Origin of the sequence: Streptomyces sp. NPDC002130, from assembly GCF_040296465.1 — a bacterium.
GTDB lineage: Bacteria > Actinomycetota > Actinomycetes > Streptomycetales > Streptomycetaceae > Streptomyces.
This window is the reverse complement of sequence record NZ_JBEOXI010000053.1, coordinates 1-16,761: the sequence shown is the minus strand read 5'-3', so window position 1 is coordinate 16,761 and position 16,761 is coordinate 1. Positions and strand designations below refer to the sequence as shown.

Sequence of the window (16,761 nt, the reverse complement as noted above, 5' to 3'; positions counted from 1 at the left end):
GCGTCTCAGCCCAGGTCCGGCGCGTGCATGGCGAGCACGCCCTCGATGTTGCCGTCCAGGTAGTGCCGCAACGACAGTGGCACGAGATGGACGGAGGCGATTCCGACCCTGGTGAAGGGCACGCGCACGATCTCGTACTCGCCGACCGGCTCGTCCACCTCGGGACCGTGGCGCAGGGAGGGGTCCATGGACTCCAGGCGGCAGACGAAGAAGTGCTGCACCTTCACCCCGGTCGCACCGCCGTCCTCTCCTATGTGCTCCATGGTGTCCACGAAGCAGGGCACCACATCGGTGATCTTCGCGCCGAGCTCTTCGTACACCTCGCGGTGCAAGGCATCGACGACGGTCGAGTCCTTGGGCTCGACCCCGCCACCGGGGGTGAGCCAGTAGGGATCGACACCCGGCTTGGTGCGCTTGATCAGGATCAGGTCGGCACCGTCCAGCAGAACGGCGCGGGCGGTGCGCTTGACCACGGGTCGGACGGTCATGAGTGAAATGTGGCCCGGCTGGTTCCACGTGAAACATCGCGAAACGTCACCGGTCGAGCTCCCAGAGTGAGGCACTGCCCCGAGCGCCCGCAACTCACGTCCGTGCAACCCGGCGCGCGTCTCCGAGCGCCTCAGCACCAGTCGGCCGAGGACCGCAGCAGCCAGTCGTGAGCCCGCGCGATATGGGGCATCGCGAGCGTCCCGGTCCGGACCACCAGGAAGTACGTCCGCAGCGGCGGCACCGCCGGCTCGTGCAGTGCGACGACATCGCCCCGCTCCAGCGCCGCCGCGCACAGATAGCGGGGCAGCACCGCCAGGCCGGCGCCCGCGACCGCGCACGCCAGGACCGCACGGAGGTCGGGGACGATCACGGTGCCGGGGGCGGCCGGGTGCGAGTCGAAGACGGAGGCCCAGTAGCGGGAGACGAACGGCAGCGACTCGTGCACCTCCACCACCGGCACCTTCTCGAGGGCCGGTTCCGGCCTGCGGTCGGGCTGCCCGTCGCCGATCTGCTCGGACCAGCGCGGTGCGGCGACCAGAACGTGTTCCTCGTCGCAGAGCGCAGTCGCCGTGAGCAGGGCGCCGCGTGGCTGTGCCGTGCTGATGGCCAGATCATGATGCCCGGCGGAAAGCCCTTCCAGGGTTTCCTCGGCGGTACCGAACGAGGCGCGCAAGGCGAAGCCCTGGCCGTCCTCGCCGGTCAGCTCCGTGAGGGCGGGCAGGGCTCGCTCGGCGGTGAACTCCGGAGGACCCGCGAGGTGCAGCGTCCGTAAGGAGGAGTCGTCGTCGAGGCCGGTCTCGGTGATCTCCACCAGGGCGTCGAGATGAGGTGCGGCCTTGTGGGCGAGTTCGTCGCCGATGCTCGTCGGGGTCACGCCGCGGGCCTGCCGCAGGAACAGAGGGCGGCCCAGTTGCCGCTCCAGCGTCCGTATCTGCGAGGTGACAGCAGGCTGGGAGAGGCCGAGCAGGGCGGCGGCGCGGGTGAAGGAGCCGGCCCGGTGCACGGTCACGAAGGTCCGCAGCAAGGCCAGATCCACCGCACACTCCCTTCTTCGGCCCCTGCTCCCTGCCCCGGCCGTGCCCAACTATAAATATGTCGATAGGTCTCTGTCGCTACTGTGATTGGACACTGACAGAGAGTCAACTAGCCTTGGTCGCGCGGTTCTCGCGCGCGGAACCGGAGGGCGGTCCGAGCCACGAGGGGGGAGGCTCGGACCGTCCGTGGGGGTGGTCAGTCGGCCGACTCGTCCAACGCACGCAGCACATCCGCCACCAGGTCCTCGGGATCCTCGGCGCCTACCGACAGCCGGATGAAGCCCTCCGGCACCGCGTCCCCGCCCCAGCGGCCCCGCCGTTCGGCGGTGGACCGCACACCGCCGAAGCTCGTCGCGTCGTCCACAAGGCGCAGCGCGTCGAGGAACCGGTCGGCACGCGCGCGGGTGGGCAGCGTGAACGACACGACGCAGCCGAAGCGCCGCATCTGCCGCCCGGCGATCTCGTGGGAAGGGTCGTCGGGCAGTCCGGGATAGCGCAGTCCTGCCACCTCGGGCCGCTCGCGCAGCGCCTTCGCGACCGCCAGGGCCGTGGCGCTCTGCCGGTCGACCCGCAGCTGGAGCGTCGCGATCGAACGGTGTGCGAGCCAGGCTTCCATGGGCCCGGGAATCGCACCGACGATCTTGCGCCAGCGGCGCACGGCAGCCATGGCCTCGGCGTCCCGGCCGACCACATAGCCGAGGAGGACATCGCCGTGGCCGGTGAGCTGCTTGGTGCCGCTGGCCACCGCGAAGTCGGCGCCGAGCTCCAGCGGACGCTGGCCGAGCGGGGTCGCGAGGGTGTTGTCGACGGCCACCAGGGCACCGCGCGCGTGTGCCGCCTCGGCGAGCCGCCTGATGTCACAGACGTCGAGCCCGGGATTGGACGGGGTCTCGATCCACAGCAGCCTCGCACCGTCGAGGACGTCGAGCTGGGCGTCCCCGCCGGTGGGCGCCGTGCGCACCTCGATGCCGTAGGCCTCCAGCTGGGCGCGGACCAGCGGCAGCGCCTGGTAACCGTCGTCGGGCAGGACACACACGTCGCCGGTGCGCAGCTGGGAGAAGAGCACCGCCGAGATCGCCGCCATGCCCGAGGCGAAGACGAGGGTCTCCGCGTCGTCCCGGCCGGGCGCCTCCAGCTCGCCGACGGCGCGTTCCAGCAGCGTCCACGTCGGGTTCTCGTCGCGGCCGTACGTGTAGGGACCCGTCGGGTCGCCCGGGAGATGGAAGTGGGCCGCGAACACCGGGCCGGGCAGGGTGGGCTCGTGCTTGACCGGCTCGGGCAGCCCCGCGCGCACCGCACGCGTGCCGTCACCGGCGCCCGCGGCCAGCCCCGCAGTGCCCGTCACCTCGCCCGCGGCACTGGCCACGTCACCTGCGGCACCGGCGACGTCACCTGCGGAATGTGCCCCGCCACCTCCGGCACCCGTCGCGGAATCACTCATGCCGCCTGTCCCTCCACGTCCTCGCGCACTGCGGCGAGCAGACCGGTGCTCGCCGCCTCCACCATCTCAAGGCACTCCTCGAAGCCGTCCATTCCCCCGTAGTAGGGGTCCGGTACGTCGAGGTCGTCGCCGGCGGCGGGATCGTACGAGCGGAGCAGCCGTACCTTCCCCGCGTCCTGCTCCGTGGGCGCGAGGCGGCGCAGGGCCCCGAGATGGCCGGAGTCGAGGGCGATCACGAGGTCGAGGCGGGAGAACCACGACGACTGGAACTGCCGGGCCGTGTGGCCGCCCGGGTATCCGTTGTCCTCCAGGACGGCCACGGTGCGCGGGTCGGCGCCGTCGCCCTCGTGCCAGCCGCCCGTACCGGCGCTGTCGACCTCCACCAGCTCGCCGAGACCGGCCTCGGCCACCCGCGCGCGGAACACGATCTCGGCCATCGGCGAGCGGCAGATGTTGCCCGTGCAGACGAAGCAGACCCGGTACGTCATGTCCGCTCAGTCCCCGTCGGGCAGGATGACGTGCAGCGCCCAGGAGACGACCGAGATGATCAGGCCGCCCACTACAGCCGTCCAGAAGCCGTCCACGTGGAAGCTCAGGTCGAGCTTGTCCGCCAGCCACGAGGTGAGCAGCAGCATCAACGCGTTGACGACCAGCGTGAACAGGCCGAGGGTCAGTATCAGCAACGGCAGGCTGAGGAGCTTGACCACCGGCTTGACCAGGAAGTTCACCAGGCCGAAGAGCAGCGCCACGATGATCAGGGTGGCGAACTCCTTGCCCGTGCTGTCACCGGTCAGGGTGATCTTGTCGAGCAGCCATACGGCGACCGCCAGGGCGCCCGCGTTCGCGATCGTCTTGACTAGGAAATTCTTCATGTGTCTGATCGTGGCAGACCTGATCGGACACGGGCACAAGAGGCAGGGGCGGACAAGGCGATGAAAGCATTCCGGCTGGACGAACTGGAGGCGGAGCGCGCCGCCAACGAGGGCGCCTACCTGCAGTTTCTGCGGGAGCAGAACATGTCGGTCGGCTTGTACGCCCTCGACGCGGGCGAACAGGATCCACAGAAGCCGCACAATCAGGACGAGGTCTACTTCGTTGTGAGCGGCCGGGCCGCGATCACCGTCGGCATGGAGACGACCCAGGTGGCGCGCGGCAGCGTGATCTACGTGCCGGCGGGCGTCGCTCACAAGTTCCACCACATCACCGAGGACCTGAGGGTGCTGGTGGTCTTCTCTCCGCCCGAGAGGTGACGCAGCGTCTCGGGGTTCCCTAGGGGATCGGTCAGGGGAGGACAAGGGATGCGAGGCACCCGTTCGACCCCCTCCCGGACCTAGCATCGAGTGCAGGACATCAGAGATCCGACAGGACCGACAGGACCCGGCACTCGAACGGGCGGAGAGGTAAGGACGAGGGCGATGCGAGAGATCTTCACGGGACTGCCGTGGTGGGTGAAGTGGATCGCGGTGCCGGTCATCGCCCTGGTCGTGTTCGGCGGGCTGATCGCCAGTGTGGTCGGCTTCGTCATCGGACTGCTCTTCAAGGTGCTGGTCTTCGTGGCCCTGGTCGGCGGACTGATCTACGTCGTACGCAAGTTCACGTCGAGCTCCTCGTCGCGCAGCGACTGGTGAGACCGGTGGGAAACCGGTGGGGGTAGCGGGAAACGCCTGGAATCACCGGTTCCCTCGGGCGGGGGAAGTTTCCCCGCGGGGCCGTCTGCATGCGGTGGCAGGCGAATAGAGTCCGGAACTCGACGCGGGGACTTCCCCGCGAGCGGCATTCACCCCCACCCGTGTTCCCCGCACGGGTCTGCCCCCTCGCGCTTCGGGAGAGCCCCTTGGTCCCGGCTGACACCGCACCCGTCCACCTCGGCACGGTCCCCGCGCAACCCCGCTCGGCAGTGCCCTCCGGGTCACCGCCCTCCAACGCCGCACCGCCTGCGCCGACCCTGATCGGATCGGTGCAGCGTGCGATGCGCCTGCTGGAGACCGTCGCCGCGCACGAGTACGGCGCCCCGGCCAAGCAACTGGCCCGTGAGACCGGGCTGGCGTTGCCCACGACGTACCACCTGCTGCGCACGCTCGTGCACGAGGGCTATCTGCGCCGGGACAAGGGCCTGTTCTTCCTCGGTGACGCGGCCGAGCGGCTGAGCAGCAGCGGGGCGCGGCAGAAACGTCGCAGCACGATCGTCGACGCCCTCGCACACTGGCGGGACGCCCTGGGCGTGCCCGTGTACTACGCGGTCTACCGCGAGGGCGAGATCGAGGTCATGTGCGTCTCCGACACCCCCGTCAACCCGGCGGTCGAGGAATGGGCCGATTTCCGCGAGACCGGGCACGCGCACGCCGTCGGGCAGTGCCTGCTGTCCCAACTGGACGAGGAATCACGCCGTGACCACCTCGACCGCTATCCGGTGCAGCCCCTCACGCCCTACACGGTGCGCGACAACCACAGCCTGCTCAGGCGCCTGGAGCGGATCCGGCGGATGGAGCCGGTGACCGAGCGCCAGGAGTACGCCCTGGGCGCGGTCTGCGCCGCGATCCCCCTCACCCTCGGCACCACGGCAGCGACGATGGCCATTTCACTCCCCGCACACCAGGCCGACCGGTTGCTGCCCGCGGCCCGGCAATTGCAGGCCGAGATGGGGCGGCTGCTCGGCTCACTCGCGCTCTCTATCAGTATGTGAAAACTCACTCCTTGTGATCTGCTGTGTACGTTCAGCAAGATTCCACCAAGTGTCAGAGGTTCGTTCCCGGCCAGTAGCGGCGATTGACGGGGTTATCGATGCGCGAGTCCGTACAAGCAGAGGTCATGATGAGCTTCCTCGTGTCCGAGGAGCTCTCCTTCCGCATCCCGGTGGAGCTGCGCTATGAGTCCAGTGATCCCTATGCCGTCCGGCTGACGTTCCACTTGCCCGGTGATGCCCCCGTGACGTGGGCTTTCGGGCGGGAGTTGCTGATCGACGGGGTCGGCCGGCCGTGCGGGGAGGGCGATGTGCGCGTCACACCCGTCGAACCCGACGCGTTGGGCGAGGTGTTGATCCGGCTTCAGGTGGGCAGCGACCAGGCGTTGTTCCGTTCGTCGACGGCACCGCTCGTCGCTTTCCTCGACCGTACGGACAAGCTGGTGCCGCTGGGCCAGGAAGGCTCGCTCGCCGACTTCGACGCGCACCTCGACGAGGCCCTGGACCGCATCCTCGCCGAGCAGGGCGCCGGCTGAGACATGGCCCGGCGGCACGGTGGAGTAACGCTTCACCGGGCGCCGCCGAGCTGTGCAGGAACGCTTCTTCCTGCGATCGTCCTACGATCTTCCTGCAGCCGTGCAGTACGCCTCGGGCTCTCAGGCGTCAGCGCTTGCGGCGCCTGCCCCTCCCCCCGCGCGCCGGGACCGCGGAGGCCTCCGGGGCGGGTTCCGCGCCGGAGCGATCGGCTGAGACCACCAGCGCCGCCAGGGCGGTGGTGACCGGCACCGAGGCGACCAGGCCGATCGAACCGACCAGCGTGCGCACGATCTCCTCCGCGACCAGCTCGCTGTTGGCGACCGTCCCCACACTGCTCTGTGCGATGGAGAACAGCAGCAACAGCGGCAGCGCGGCACCCGCGTAGGCGAGGACGAGCGTGTTGACGACCGAGGCGATGTGGTCGCGGCCGATCCGGATGCCCGCGCGGTAGAGCCCCCGCCAGCCCATCGACGGGTTGGCCTCGTGCAGCTCCCACACCGCCGAGGTCTGCGTGACCGTGACGTCGTCGAGTACGCCGAGCGAGCCGATGATGACACCGGCCAGCAGCAGACCGCTCATGTCGATCGTCGGGTAGAGGCCGTGGATCAAGCCGGTGTTGTCGTCGGTGTTCCCGGTCAGGGCGGCCCAGTCGATGAACACCGAGCCGAGAATGCCGATCAGCAGTAGTGAGATGAGGGTGCCGAGCACCGCCACGGATGTCCGGGCGGACAGGCCGTGACACAGGTACAGGGCGATGAGCATGATGGCGCTGGCGCCGACCACCGCCACGACCAGCGGGTTGGAGCCCTGCAGGATCGCGGGCAGGATGAAGAAGTTCAGCACCATGAAGCTGATGGCCAGGGCGACCAGCGCCATGACACCCCGCATCCGCCCGACGACCACCACGGCCAGGGCGAAGATGCCCGCGAGCAGAGCCATGGGCAGACGGCGGTTGATGTCGGTGACCGAGTACTGCAGGTCCTTCGGTGCGGAGGGCTCGTAGGCGACCACGACCTCCTGGCCCTCGTGCAGCTGGCGGGACTGGTCGGGCTGGACGATCTCGGTGAACGTTCGTCCCTTGTCGTCGCCGCTGTCGACCCTGATCGTCGCCCGCTTGCAGGTGCCCTTCTCCTGCTGCACCGCGGAGGAGCCCTCGGCGGTGGAGGTGTCACCGGTCGGCGGCACGCCCGAAGCACCGGCTTCCTTGCAGCTCACCTCGACCACCTTGGTGACGGTGGCGTCCTGCGTCTGCCGGTCGAAACCGACGCCCGTGCGCTCGTGCGCCGGAGCGCCGCCCGGCCACAGCACGGCGAGACCGACCAGTACGGCAGCGGCGAACGGGATCAGGATCGCCGCGATGACCTTGCGCAGATGCAGGGAGACGGGTGTGGCCGGACCGTGACTGTGGGAATGTCCGTGCCCGCCACCCGAGCCGGAACCTGGGCCATGGCCATGGCCATGTCCGTCGCCACCGCCCTGGCCGGGGCCGTGCCCGTCGTCTCCACCGTGACCGTGGCCCTGTCCGTTGCCTCCGCCGTGCCCGTTTCCTCCGCCGTGCCAGTGACCGCCGCCTCCGGTGGGCCCCGATCCGTACCCACCACCGGTGCCATGTCCGGGGCCCTGCCCACCCATGGGGCCACTGTGGCCGGCATGACCGGCCGGAGAACCGGCGCCCCGGCCGCCGCCGGAACCAGGCCCGTACTCACCCCGGTCCCCTGGGCCGAACCCCTCGTCCTGCCCGTACCCGAGCTCAGGGCTCTGCCCTCTGGCCGGCCTTTGTGCTCTGGCCGGTCCCTGTTGCCTGGCCGGTCCATGCCCGGCCCCGGCGGCGAAATCGTGGTCGTCACCACGGCCGTTGCCGTTTCCGGCGCCGGATCCGCGGCGCGGCTCGGGCGGTGGGAAGGAGGGACGCTGCGTCGTGGTCACCGCCCGATCATCGCAAGAACGAGGGGGGCCCTCTGTTCACCGCGCCAGAATTGCCGCTAGCGTGGGGGCACCTTTTGTACACGCGGGAGCTCGGAGCACCGGGCTGAGAGGGCGCTGACCTCCGTCCCGGCGATGTTTCACATGAAACATCGCCGGAGTCGAGTGATGTTTCACACGAAACATCGCCGGACGGAAACCGCTGCGTCGACCGCCGAACCTGTTACCGGGTAATGCCGGCGTAGGGAGTAGGTCTCATGACCAACAAGGACGCACGCACGCCTGCCTCCGTTCAGGACGAGAAGTCCCAGGAGGTCGGGAAGTCCATCGGCTGGCACAAGGCGTACATCGAGGGCACCCGCCCCGACCTGCGCGTGCCGGTTCGCCAGGTGCACCTCACCAACGGCCAGTCGGTCACGCTGTACGACACGTCGGGCCCCTACACCGATCCACTCGTCGACACCGACGTCCGCAGGGGTTTGTCGCCGCTGCGCGAGAACTGGATCATCGCGCGCGGCGACACCGAGGAGTACGCGGGCCGCCCCGTCCGTCCCGAGGACGACGGCATCAAGCACACCTCGCCCCGTGGCGGTCTCCGCAACCTGGACGCGGTCTTCCCCGGCCGGCCCCGTCAGCCGCGTCGCGGCAGGGACGGCAAGGCGGTCACGCAGCTCGCGTACGCCCGCCGCGGCGAGATCACGCCCGAGATGGAGTACGTGGCCATCCGGGAGAACGTTTCGCCCGAGGTGGTCCGCGACGAGATCGCCGCAGGCCGGGCCGTGCTGCCGGCCAACGTCAACCACCCGGAGATCGAGCCGATGATCATCGGCAAGCGATTCCTGGTGAAGGTCAACGCCAACATCGGCAACTCGGCGGTGACCTCCTCCATCGAGGAGGAGGTCGAGAAGATGACCTGGGCGACCCGCTGGGGCGCCGACACGGTCATGGACCTGTCCACCGGCCGCAACATCCACACCACGCGTGAGTGGGTGCTGCGCAACTCCCCCGTACCCATCGGCACCGTGCCGCTCTACCAGGCCCTCGAGAAGGTCGACGGCCGGGCCGAGGAGCTGACCTGGGAGATCTACAAGGACACGGTCATCGAACAGGCCGAGCAGGGCGTGGACTACATGACGGTCCACGCGGGTGTGCGCTTGCCGTACGTGCCGCTCACGGCGAACCGCAAGACCGGCATCGTCTCCCGGGGCGGCTCGATCATGGCGGCCTGGTGCCTCGCGCACCACAAGGAGTCGTTCCTGTACGAGAACTTCGAGGAGCTCTGCGAGATCCTCGCCGCATACGACGTCACGTACTCGCTCGGGGACGGCCTCAGGCCCGGTTCGATCGCGGACGCCAACGACGAGGCGCAGTTCGCGGAGTTGCGCACGCTCGGGGAACTCAACCGGATCGCGAAGCGTTTCAACGTTCAGACCATGATCGAGGGCCCGGGCCACGTCCCGATGCACAAGATCAAGGAGAACATCGACCTTCAGCAGGAGATCTGCGATGAAGCTCCGTTCTATACGCTCGGCCCGCTGACCACGGACGTCGCCCCCGCGTACGACCACATCACCTCCGGCATCGGTGCCGCGATGATCGCCTGGTGGGGCACGGCGATGCTCTGTTACGTCACTCCCAAGGAGCACTTGGGCCTGCCGAACCGCGACGACGTCAAGACCGGCGTCATCACCTACAAGATCGCCGCCCACGCAGCCGACCTCGCCAAGGGACACCCGGGCGCGCAGGAGTGGGACGACGCGCTGTCGGACGCTCGTTTCGAGTTCCGGTGGGAGGACCAGTTCAACCTGGCCCTCGACCCGGACACGGCACGGGAGTTCCACGACGAGACCCTGCCCGCGGAGCCCGCCAAGACGGCCCACTTCTGCTCGATGTGCGGTCCCAAGTTCTGCAGCATGAAGATCTCGCAGGACATCCGCCGCGAACACGGCGGCACACGGACCGAGGTCGAGGAGGGCATGGCCCTGAAGTCGAAGGAGTTCGCGGCGAGCGGGAACCGCGTGTACCTGCCCATCGCGGACTGACCGCCACGTACAGGCCCGGGGCCCACGGGCCCCGCGCCACGCACAGGCCCGGGGCCGACGGGCCCCGGCCTGTGGGAGATGCCGTGCGGGGAGCCGCCCGGAGTCTCGCCTCCCGTGGAGGGCGGGGCGCCCGGACGGGCTCCGACGGTTACTCGGGCCGGTGCTCCGGTCCTCCGAAGTCCGGGCTGCTGTAGTCCGGGCTGCTGAAGCTGGGGCGCGAGCCGCGGTCGCCGTCGTCCGGGCTGGTGAACCCCGGGCGGTCGTAGCCGAGGTGCGGCATGCGGCTGACCGGAGTGGGCGAGGGCGTGTGGTGCAGCGCGGCGGCCGCGCCGGGGTCGGCGAGTGCCTCCCGCAGGAACGGCAGGATGCCGCGTTGCAGCAGGGCCTCGTGCCAGGCCTCCTTGGCCTGGGCCACCTCGGCCTGCAGTTCGCCGTACGGCCCGCCGTCGGCCGTGGGCTTGTTGCGCAGAGCGGTGAGCAGCAGCCCCACCCCGGCGACGAGGATCGCGACCGCGGTCACGGCACCGAACACCCAGCCCGTGGTGAGCATGGTCCGGGCGAACCCCTGCTCGGGGTCGAGCATCCGCAGGATGTAGCCGACGAGCAGGAAGATCGCCGCGGCGGTACCGGCCAGGACGGGGGCGAGGACGGCGACGACGGCGACGGCGCCCGCGCCGGTGGTCTCGGCGACCCCTCCCACGGTGGCGGCGAGCCCCGACGCACCCGTGCCCGGCTCGGAGGAGTTGGACCCGCGCACGGCCGGTGAGCCGGCCGATGCCGGCTGACGCAGCTCGTCGCGGACCTTGACGTAGTGCTGGTACTCGGTCGAGGCGGCCGCCGTGATGAGCGCGGTGGCGCTCAGCGCCATGGTGCGCAGCTGTTCGGGGTTGAGCCGCTGTCCGACAGCGGCCAGTTCCGGACGGTGTGGTGCGGAGCGCAGCGCCTCATCGAGGATCCGCTCGTATTCCTGGCGGTCCTCGCTCAGCAGGTGCTGCGGAACGCTGTTCATGTGCATCCCCCGATGCTCCGTAGGGCTTGGGGCTCGGCATGCTGACGAGCCGTCGGGCAGAAACGGAGGGGAGCCTGCTACGGATAAGCCGATGGTAGAGCGGTGACGGTATGCGGTGACAGGGGGTTTACCGAAATTGACCCGTCACCGGCCCGGTCCTCCGACCGGGAACGCCTGCCCGGTGAACGTTCACGTATCCAGGGGCAGTTGCTGGACCAGCAGCTTTCCGGCCATGGTCACGCCGCCGTCCATCGCGATGGCGAGTCCGTCAGCGTAGACGTGCGGTCCCTCGATCACGGGGTCGCGGTTGTCCTCGTCGTCCTCGGAGCCGACCTCGCCCAGCAGATAGGGGATCGGGCTGTGCCCGTGAACGATGCGGGTGCCCCCGTACGTATCGAGCAGGGAGCGCACGGCGTCCGCGCCGCCCTCGTCGCGGAAGGAGAACCGCTTGGTGAACTTGCGGAACAGGTCCCAGACCTCGTCCGCGTCGTTACGGGTGATCGTCTCGCGGACGGTGTCGTTGACCTCTTCGATGGAGCGGCCGTAGTCGAGATAGGCGGTGGTGTCGGAGTGGACGAGCAGGTGGCCGTCGACCTCCTCGACGGCGTCCAAGCGGGACATCCACTGCAGGTGGTGGTCCTGGAGGCGGTCCATGTCGGTCTTCTGGCCGCCGTTGAGCAACCAGGCCGCCTGGAAGGTGGCGGTGCCCGCGCCGGAGTTGACGGGCGTGTCGCCGAACCGCTTGGCACCCAGCAGCAGCAGTTCGTGGTTGCCCATGAGCGCCTTGCAGTAGCCGCCGGCCGCGGCGGCCTCGGCGGACAGTCGCATCACCAGGTCGATGACGCCGATGCCGTCCGGGCCGCGGTCGGTGAAGTCGCCGAGGAACCACAGCCGGGCGGTGCCCGCGCACCAGCTGCCGGCGGCGTCGAGCAGGCCCTTCTCCTGGAGGGCCGACACCAGCTGGTCGAGGTAGCCGTGCACGTCACCCACGACGTACAGCGGGCCCTGCCCGGTGGTGGACTGCGGGGCGGCGGTCTCGGGATCCACGGTCACCTGAACAGTGTCACCCCGGTTGACGACGGGAAGGTCGCGCTGGGTCGGCGTGTATCCCTCGGGGTAGGTCTCCTCGGGCGGCGGGGCGACGTCACCGGGGTGGACGCTGTGGACGTACGGACCGGCCTCGTGGACGTACGCGGGCACCCGGAAGTCGCGCAACGTCGCCGTCCGCTCCACCTCGGGTCCCTGACCGGCCCCCTGAGTCATCGACCCCTCCACCATCGCGCCGCATTGCACCGCATCGGACTGCCTGGTCGTAGCGGCCCGCGGGTGTCGTGGGCCCATCATAGGAATGCGGATCGCGCCATGTGATGACCCAGGGGTGGTGAATCAGAGCAAGAGTCCAGTTCACCGCGGCTTTCGCCCCGATTGGGCCGGGGTTTGACCACCGTGTGACCGCCCACGCTCTTCTTCTCTTCGCGAGAACGATCCCTTCTCTCCGGGGGACCGGCCCTGTTTCTCCCCCGGAGGGCGTTCTTCCTCTTATCTGTGCGGGACCTACGTGTCCTCGTGTGATCGCGGAGGGCTGACCGTCGTGCGCGGAGGGCGTCGCTGGGACGAGGTGCGCACGATCAGCTCCGTCGGTATCACCTGTTCCACCGGGCGGTCGGAGTCCACTCCCTCGATGGCGTCGATGAGGAGCTGTACCACCGCGGTGCCGATGCGGCGCGGTTTCAGGGAGAGCGTGGTGATGGGCGGCTCGGTGTTGGCGTACACCGTGGACTCGCTGCAGCAGACCAGCAGCAGGTCGTCGGGGACGCGCAAGCCGTAGCGGCGGGCGGCGGCGAGCAGGTCGGTGCCGTTCGGGTCGAACAGTCCGTAGACCGCGTCGGGCCGGTCGGGCCGGGCGAGGAGCCGGTCGGCGGCGACGGCGCCGGCGCACGGATCGTGCGCCGGGTAGGCCTCGTACACCGGATCCTGGCCGACGCGCTCGCACCAGCGCAGGTAAGCGGTGGTCGACAGATGGGTGTAGGTGTCCGTCGTCGTGCCGGTCAGCAGGCCGATGCGGCGGGCGCCGGCGTCGGCCAGGTGGTCGAGGATGCCGAGGACGGCGGCCTCGTGGTCGTTGTCGACCCAGGCCGTGACCGGCAGCGCACCGGCCGGGCGGCCGTCGGAGACCACCGGCAGACCCTGCCGGACCAGTTCGCTGACGACCGGGTCCTGGTCGGAGGGGTCGATGACGACCGTGCCGTCCAGGGCGACGTTCGACCACACGTCGTGTCGGGAGGTCGCGGGCAGGATGACGAGGGCGTAGCCACGGGCGAGCGCGGCGGAGGTGGCGGCCCGCGCCATCTCGGCGAAGTACGCGAACTCCGTGAAGGTGAAAGGTTCATCCCCGTACGTGGTCACGGTCAGGCCGATGAGGCCCGACTTGCCGGTACGGAGGGTCCGGGCGGCGGCCGAGGGCCGATAGCCCAGGCGGTCGGCGACTTCCCGGACATGGCGCCGGGTGGCGTCCGGGAGCCGTCCCTTGCCGTTGAGGGCGTCGGAGACGGTCGTGATGGAGACTCCGGCGGCGGCGGCCACATCTCTGATGCCGGCCCGACCCGGCCGACTGCCTCGTCGTGAGGTTTCCGCGCGGCTCACCTGGTGCTTCCCTGCTGCTGTCATGGCGAGCCGATAGTAGGGCTCATGACGTGGGGTAGTGCGGACGCATATGCACGCGTTGACAGGCACGTTTCTGCATGATCATTTAGCCTCAATTGCCTTGGAAGCCATGGGTGTTGAGCGCTTTCTTGCCAGTACGTGTTGTGTCGGCGCGTACGGGCCTGCCAACGGGCCGAGGTTGCGAAGAGGTCTCAACTCACCTGCACGAGGGATGCGCGCCACGGCGTGCACCACCGGCGCATAGATATATGTGCGGCGCGCCCCCGGATTCGTACGCCTTGGTGCGGTGATGCCCCAGATGCCTGTGAGACGGGGGAGCACGGGGCCGGCCGCTCGGTCGTGGCTATACGCAGCGGCGCCGAATCCTCATAAGGTGAGGAGTATTGGATGTCGGCGGCGGTCATGGGCCGCCGGTCTTCACGAGGAGGACTGCGGTGAGCGAGACGAGCCCCAAGCTGCGCGCCGAGCTGGAGGGGATCCCCACCTACAAGCCGGGCAAGCCCGCCGCGGCAGGTGGTCCGGTGGCCTACAAGCTGTCCTCCAACGAGAACCCGTATCCGCCGCTGCCGGGCGTGATGGAGTCCGTGACGGCGGCGGCCTGCAACTTCAACCGCTACCCGGACATGGCCTGTACGGCGCTGATGAACGAGCTGTCCGAGCGGTTCGGGGTGCCTCTCTCCCACCTGGCCACCGGCACGGGCTCGGTCGGTGTCGCCCAGCAGCTGATCCAGGCGACCTCAGGCCCCGGTGACGAGGTGATCTACGCCTGGCGCTCTTTCGAGGCGTACCCGATCATCACGCAGATCAGCGGCGCGACGTCGGTCCAGGTGCCGCTGACGCCCGGGGATGTGCACGACCTCGATGCGATGGCCGACGCGATCACCGATCGGACCCGGCTGATCTTCGTCTGCAACCCCAACAACCCGACCGGCACGGTGGTGCGGCGAGCGGAGCTGGAGCGCTTCCTCGACCGGGTCCCGCGCGATGTGCTGGTGGTCCTCGACGAGGCGTACCGCGAGTTCATCCGCGACCCCGAGGTGCCGGACGGCGTCGAGCTCTACCGGAACCGGCCCAACGTCTGTGTCCTGCGGACCTTCTCCAAGGCGTACGGTCTCGCCGGGCTGCGCGTCGGTTTCGCCATCGCCCATGAGCCGGTGGCCGCGGCGCTGCGCAAGACGGCGGTGCCGTTCGGCGTGAGCCAGCTCGCGCAGGAGGCGGCGATCGCCTCACTGCGGGCCGAGGACGCGCTGTTCGGCCGGGTCGGCTCGCTGGTGTGTGAGCGCACGCGCGTGGTCGACGGTCTGCGCTCGCAGGGCTGGACGGTGCCCGAGACCCAGGCCAACTTCGTGTGGCTGCGGCTGGGGGAGCGCACGGTCGCGTTCGCGCAGGCCTGCGAGCAGGCGGGTGTGGTGATCCGGCCGTTCCCGGGCGAGGGTGTGCGGGTCACGGTCGGAGAGGCCGAGGCGAACGACATCTTCCTGAAGGTGTCGGAGGGGTTCCGCAAGGAGCAGTAGGGCTTGTGTGCCCGCCAGGGGGCAAGGAGGGGTGACTCTCCGCGCCGAGCCTGGTCAGGCGTCCAGGAGTTCCACGCGGACGGGGTCTCCGTCCCGCACGATCGCGAGCAGCCCGGGGTCGCCGTTGAAGCGGCCCAGGACATTGCACGGGCCGGCGAGACGGCATTCATCGCCCCGCGAGATCGGAGTGGGTCCGTAGGGGAGAGCGAGGGCATCGCCGTCGGTCCAGAAGACGACGGCGCCCGGTTCGACGACCTCTCGGGCGCCTGTTTCACGTGAAACCGACACCCCTGTGTCGAAGTACACCTCCGCGCCCCAGGTGCGAGCCGTGGAGACGAGGGGCAGCGCCTTGGCGAGAGCCTGACTGGTCGGGTGTCGTCGAGCGAGGCGGTGAGATGACTCGCGGGCCAAGGGCTTGACTGTGACCAGGGAGACAGGGACCCCCTCGAGGCGCTCGAAAGTCCGTGCTGCATAATGGCTTGTGAATGTGAACGCTTTCACAAGCGGTGTAAGGAGCGGCGACGTGGACCTGGCTTTGGGCATGTTGAAGGATGCAAGAACCCGGAAGCGGATTCATCAGGAGCGCGGTACCGTGCTCGGTTCCTCCAAAGACCTCAATACGTGGGCCACCGAACTCGGTGAAACAAACGATCACATGGTCGAAGGTTCGGCCGTTCGAGGGATCACGAAGTGGCGGCGTCACACGGAATGCTCTTGCAGGACCGGCGAATCCGCCGCAATCAATAACTGGTGTCGCTGTGTTCACGCTGTCTCCTTCAAGTATTCGACGACGACGATCCGTCCGTCTGCGCCGGAACCGCCTGCGGCTCCGACCGCGGATTGGTATCCACCGCCACCCCCGCCACTCGGGTATCCGCCGTTCTTTCCGGCCGGGCTCGCCGCCGTTCCGCCGCCGCCGCCGGTGCCAGACGCGAGATAGGACCACCACGCCGTCACGACGTTCGCGTTGCGACCAACTGCACCGGCCGCAACACCGGGGTTGTTCCAGCCGGAACCACCGCCCGCCTGGTTCCCCGAGCCGCCACCACCACCGCCCGAGATTTGGCGTACCGGTGTCGAATCGGACAACTCCCCTGGGCCTCCGTTACTGCCACCGTTGCCGCCGCGACTGCCAGGAGAGATCGACCCCGAGCCGCCGACGCGGTTCCCTGAGAGAAGACCTCCGCCGCCGCCACCTGGCACGGTTGCGATGTCGCCGAACTGAGTGACCCCGCCGTCCTCCCCTGGGTTGAACGAACCGTTGGCCGACGCCGCCTGCGCGGCGCCTTGTCCACCGATCCCGATCGTCACCACCACGTGGTCATCGACTTTCTTGCGCTGCTGAGAGAGGAGTTGGATCACCGAGCCGCCTCCGCCCCCAGGACCGGGGATTCGGCTACTGGCAGAGGTGTGTGATGTTCCCGAACC

The 16,761-nt window shown here is 69.2% G+C and carries 16 protein-coding genes and 1 pseudogene; 6 read left to right on the top strand and 11 right to left on the bottom strand.

Going from position 1 to position 16,761, the window contains the following annotated elements; all coding sequences use genetic code 11:
• Window positions 1–5 precede the first annotated feature (5 nt).
• The 5 genes from ABT116_RS13030 to ABT116_RS13010 form a co-directional block, all read right to left on the bottom strand.
• On the bottom strand, window positions 6–488 hold the full coding sequence (locus ABT116_RS13030; protein ID WP_053670118.1) for an NUDIX domain-containing protein: 483 nt from the start codon (window positions 486–488) through the stop codon (window positions 6–8).
• A gap of 131 nt (window positions 489–619) precedes the next feature.
• Window positions 620–1,525, bottom strand: a complete 906-nt coding sequence (locus ABT116_RS13025; protein ID WP_351631787.1) for a LysR family transcriptional regulator — start codon at window positions 1,523–1,525, stop codon at window positions 620–622.
• A 194-nt stretch (window positions 1,526–1,719) separates the two neighbouring features.
• Window positions 1,720–2,964 carry a cystathionine gamma-lyase gene (locus ABT116_RS13020; RefSeq protein ID WP_351631784.1) on the bottom strand — a complete coding sequence of 415 codons (1,245 nt, stop codon included), beginning with the start codon at window positions 2,962–2,964 and terminating at the stop codon, window positions 1,720–1,722.
• Entirely contained in the window at window positions 2,961–3,452 is a 492-nt protein-coding gene (locus ABT116_RS13015; protein ID WP_351631781.1) for a low molecular weight protein-tyrosine-phosphatase, read from the bottom strand. The genes ABT116_RS13020 and ABT116_RS13015 overlap by 4 nt, the downstream gene beginning before the upstream one ends.
• 6 nt (window positions 3,453–3,458) lie before the next feature.
• On the bottom strand, window positions 3,459–3,836 hold the full coding sequence (locus ABT116_RS13010) for a phage holin family protein (RefSeq protein WP_344460579.1): 378 nt from the start codon (window positions 3,834–3,836) through the stop codon (window positions 3,459–3,461).
• A 60-nt stretch (window positions 3,837–3,896) separates the two neighbouring features.
• Between ABT116_RS13010 and ABT116_RS13005 the strand changes: the two genes are divergently transcribed.
• The 4 genes from ABT116_RS13005 to ABT116_RS12990 all read left to right on the top strand — a co-directional run bounded on the left by ABT116_RS13005 (window position 3,897) and on the right by ABT116_RS12990 (window position 6,180).
• Window positions 3,897–4,214, top strand: coding sequence for a cupin domain-containing protein (locus ABT116_RS13005; RefSeq protein ID WP_351631779.1), 318 nt, complete (start codon window positions 3,897–3,899; stop codon window positions 4,212–4,214).
• 165 nt (window positions 4,215–4,379) lie between these two features.
• Window positions 4,380–4,592: a DUF5326 family protein gene (locus ABT116_RS13000; protein ID WP_020271174.1), complete on the top strand. Its 213-nt coding sequence runs from the start codon at window positions 4,380–4,382 to the stop codon at window positions 4,590–4,592.
• 317 nt (window positions 4,593–4,909) lie between these two features.
• Window positions 4,910–5,647, top strand: coding sequence for an IclR family transcriptional regulator (locus tag ABT116_RS12995; RefSeq protein ID WP_351631840.1), 738 nt, complete (start codon window positions 4,910–4,912; stop codon window positions 5,645–5,647).
• A gap of 98 nt (window positions 5,648–5,745) precedes the next feature.
• Window positions 5,746–6,180, top strand: a complete 435-nt coding sequence (locus tag ABT116_RS12990; protein ID WP_033309865.1) for an SsgA family sporulation/cell division regulator — start codon at window positions 5,746–5,748, stop codon at window positions 6,178–6,180.
• Window positions 6,181–6,307: 127 nt separating this feature from the next.
• Here ABT116_RS12990 and ABT116_RS12985 read toward each other — a convergent pair whose 3' ends face one another.
• Window positions 6,308–7,813, bottom strand: coding sequence for a YibE/F family protein (locus ABT116_RS12985; protein WP_351631775.1), 1,506 nt, complete (start codon window positions 7,811–7,813; stop codon window positions 6,308–6,310).
• Between the two features lie 548 nt (window positions 7,814–8,361).
• On the opposite strand from ABT116_RS12985, the gene thiC reads away from it, so the two are divergent.
• The gene (thiC, locus tag ABT116_RS12980) at window positions 8,362–10,146 is read left to right on the top strand and encodes a phosphomethylpyrimidine synthase ThiC (protein WP_351631772.1); all 1,785 of its coding nucleotides are present in this window, start codon (window positions 8,362–8,364) and stop codon (window positions 10,144–10,146) included.
• A gap of 148 nt (window positions 10,147–10,294) precedes the next feature.
• Here the strand turns inward: thiC and ABT116_RS12975 are convergent, their stop codons facing one another.
• The 3 genes from ABT116_RS12975 to ABT116_RS12965 all read right to left on the bottom strand — a co-directional run bounded on the left by ABT116_RS12975 (window position 10,295) and on the right by ABT116_RS12965 (window position 13,822).
• On the bottom strand, window positions 10,295–11,161 hold the full coding sequence (locus ABT116_RS12975) for a hypothetical protein (RefSeq protein WP_351631769.1): 867 nt from the start codon (window positions 11,159–11,161) through the stop codon (window positions 10,295–10,297).
• 183 nt (window positions 11,162–11,344) lie between these two features.
• Complete coding sequence (locus ABT116_RS12970) at window positions 11,345–12,433, bottom strand: metallophosphoesterase (protein ID WP_351631766.1); 1,089 nt, start codon at window positions 12,431–12,433, stop codon at window positions 11,345–11,347.
• 276 nt (window positions 12,434–12,709) lie between these two features.
• Window positions 12,710–13,822, bottom strand: coding sequence for a LacI family DNA-binding transcriptional regulator (locus ABT116_RS12965; RefSeq protein ID WP_351631763.1), 1,113 nt, complete (start codon window positions 13,820–13,822; stop codon window positions 12,710–12,712).
• Window positions 13,823–14,253: 431 nt separating this feature from the next.
• Between ABT116_RS12965 and hisC the strand changes: the two genes are divergently transcribed.
• On the top strand, window positions 14,254–15,333 hold the full coding sequence (gene hisC, locus ABT116_RS12960; RefSeq protein WP_351631760.1) for a histidinol-phosphate transaminase: 1,080 nt from the start codon (window positions 14,254–14,256) through the stop codon (window positions 15,331–15,333).
• 54 nt (window positions 15,334–15,387) lie between these two features.
• Here hisC and ABT116_RS12955 read toward each other — a convergent pair.
• Window positions 15,388–15,770: pseudogene (locus ABT116_RS12955) on the bottom strand (cyclophilin-like fold protein).
• Between the two features lie 325 nt (window positions 15,771–16,095).
• On the bottom strand, window positions 16,096–16,761 hold a 666-nt coding region (locus ABT116_RS12950), incomplete at its 5' end, for a glycine-rich domain-containing protein (RefSeq protein WP_502983860.1).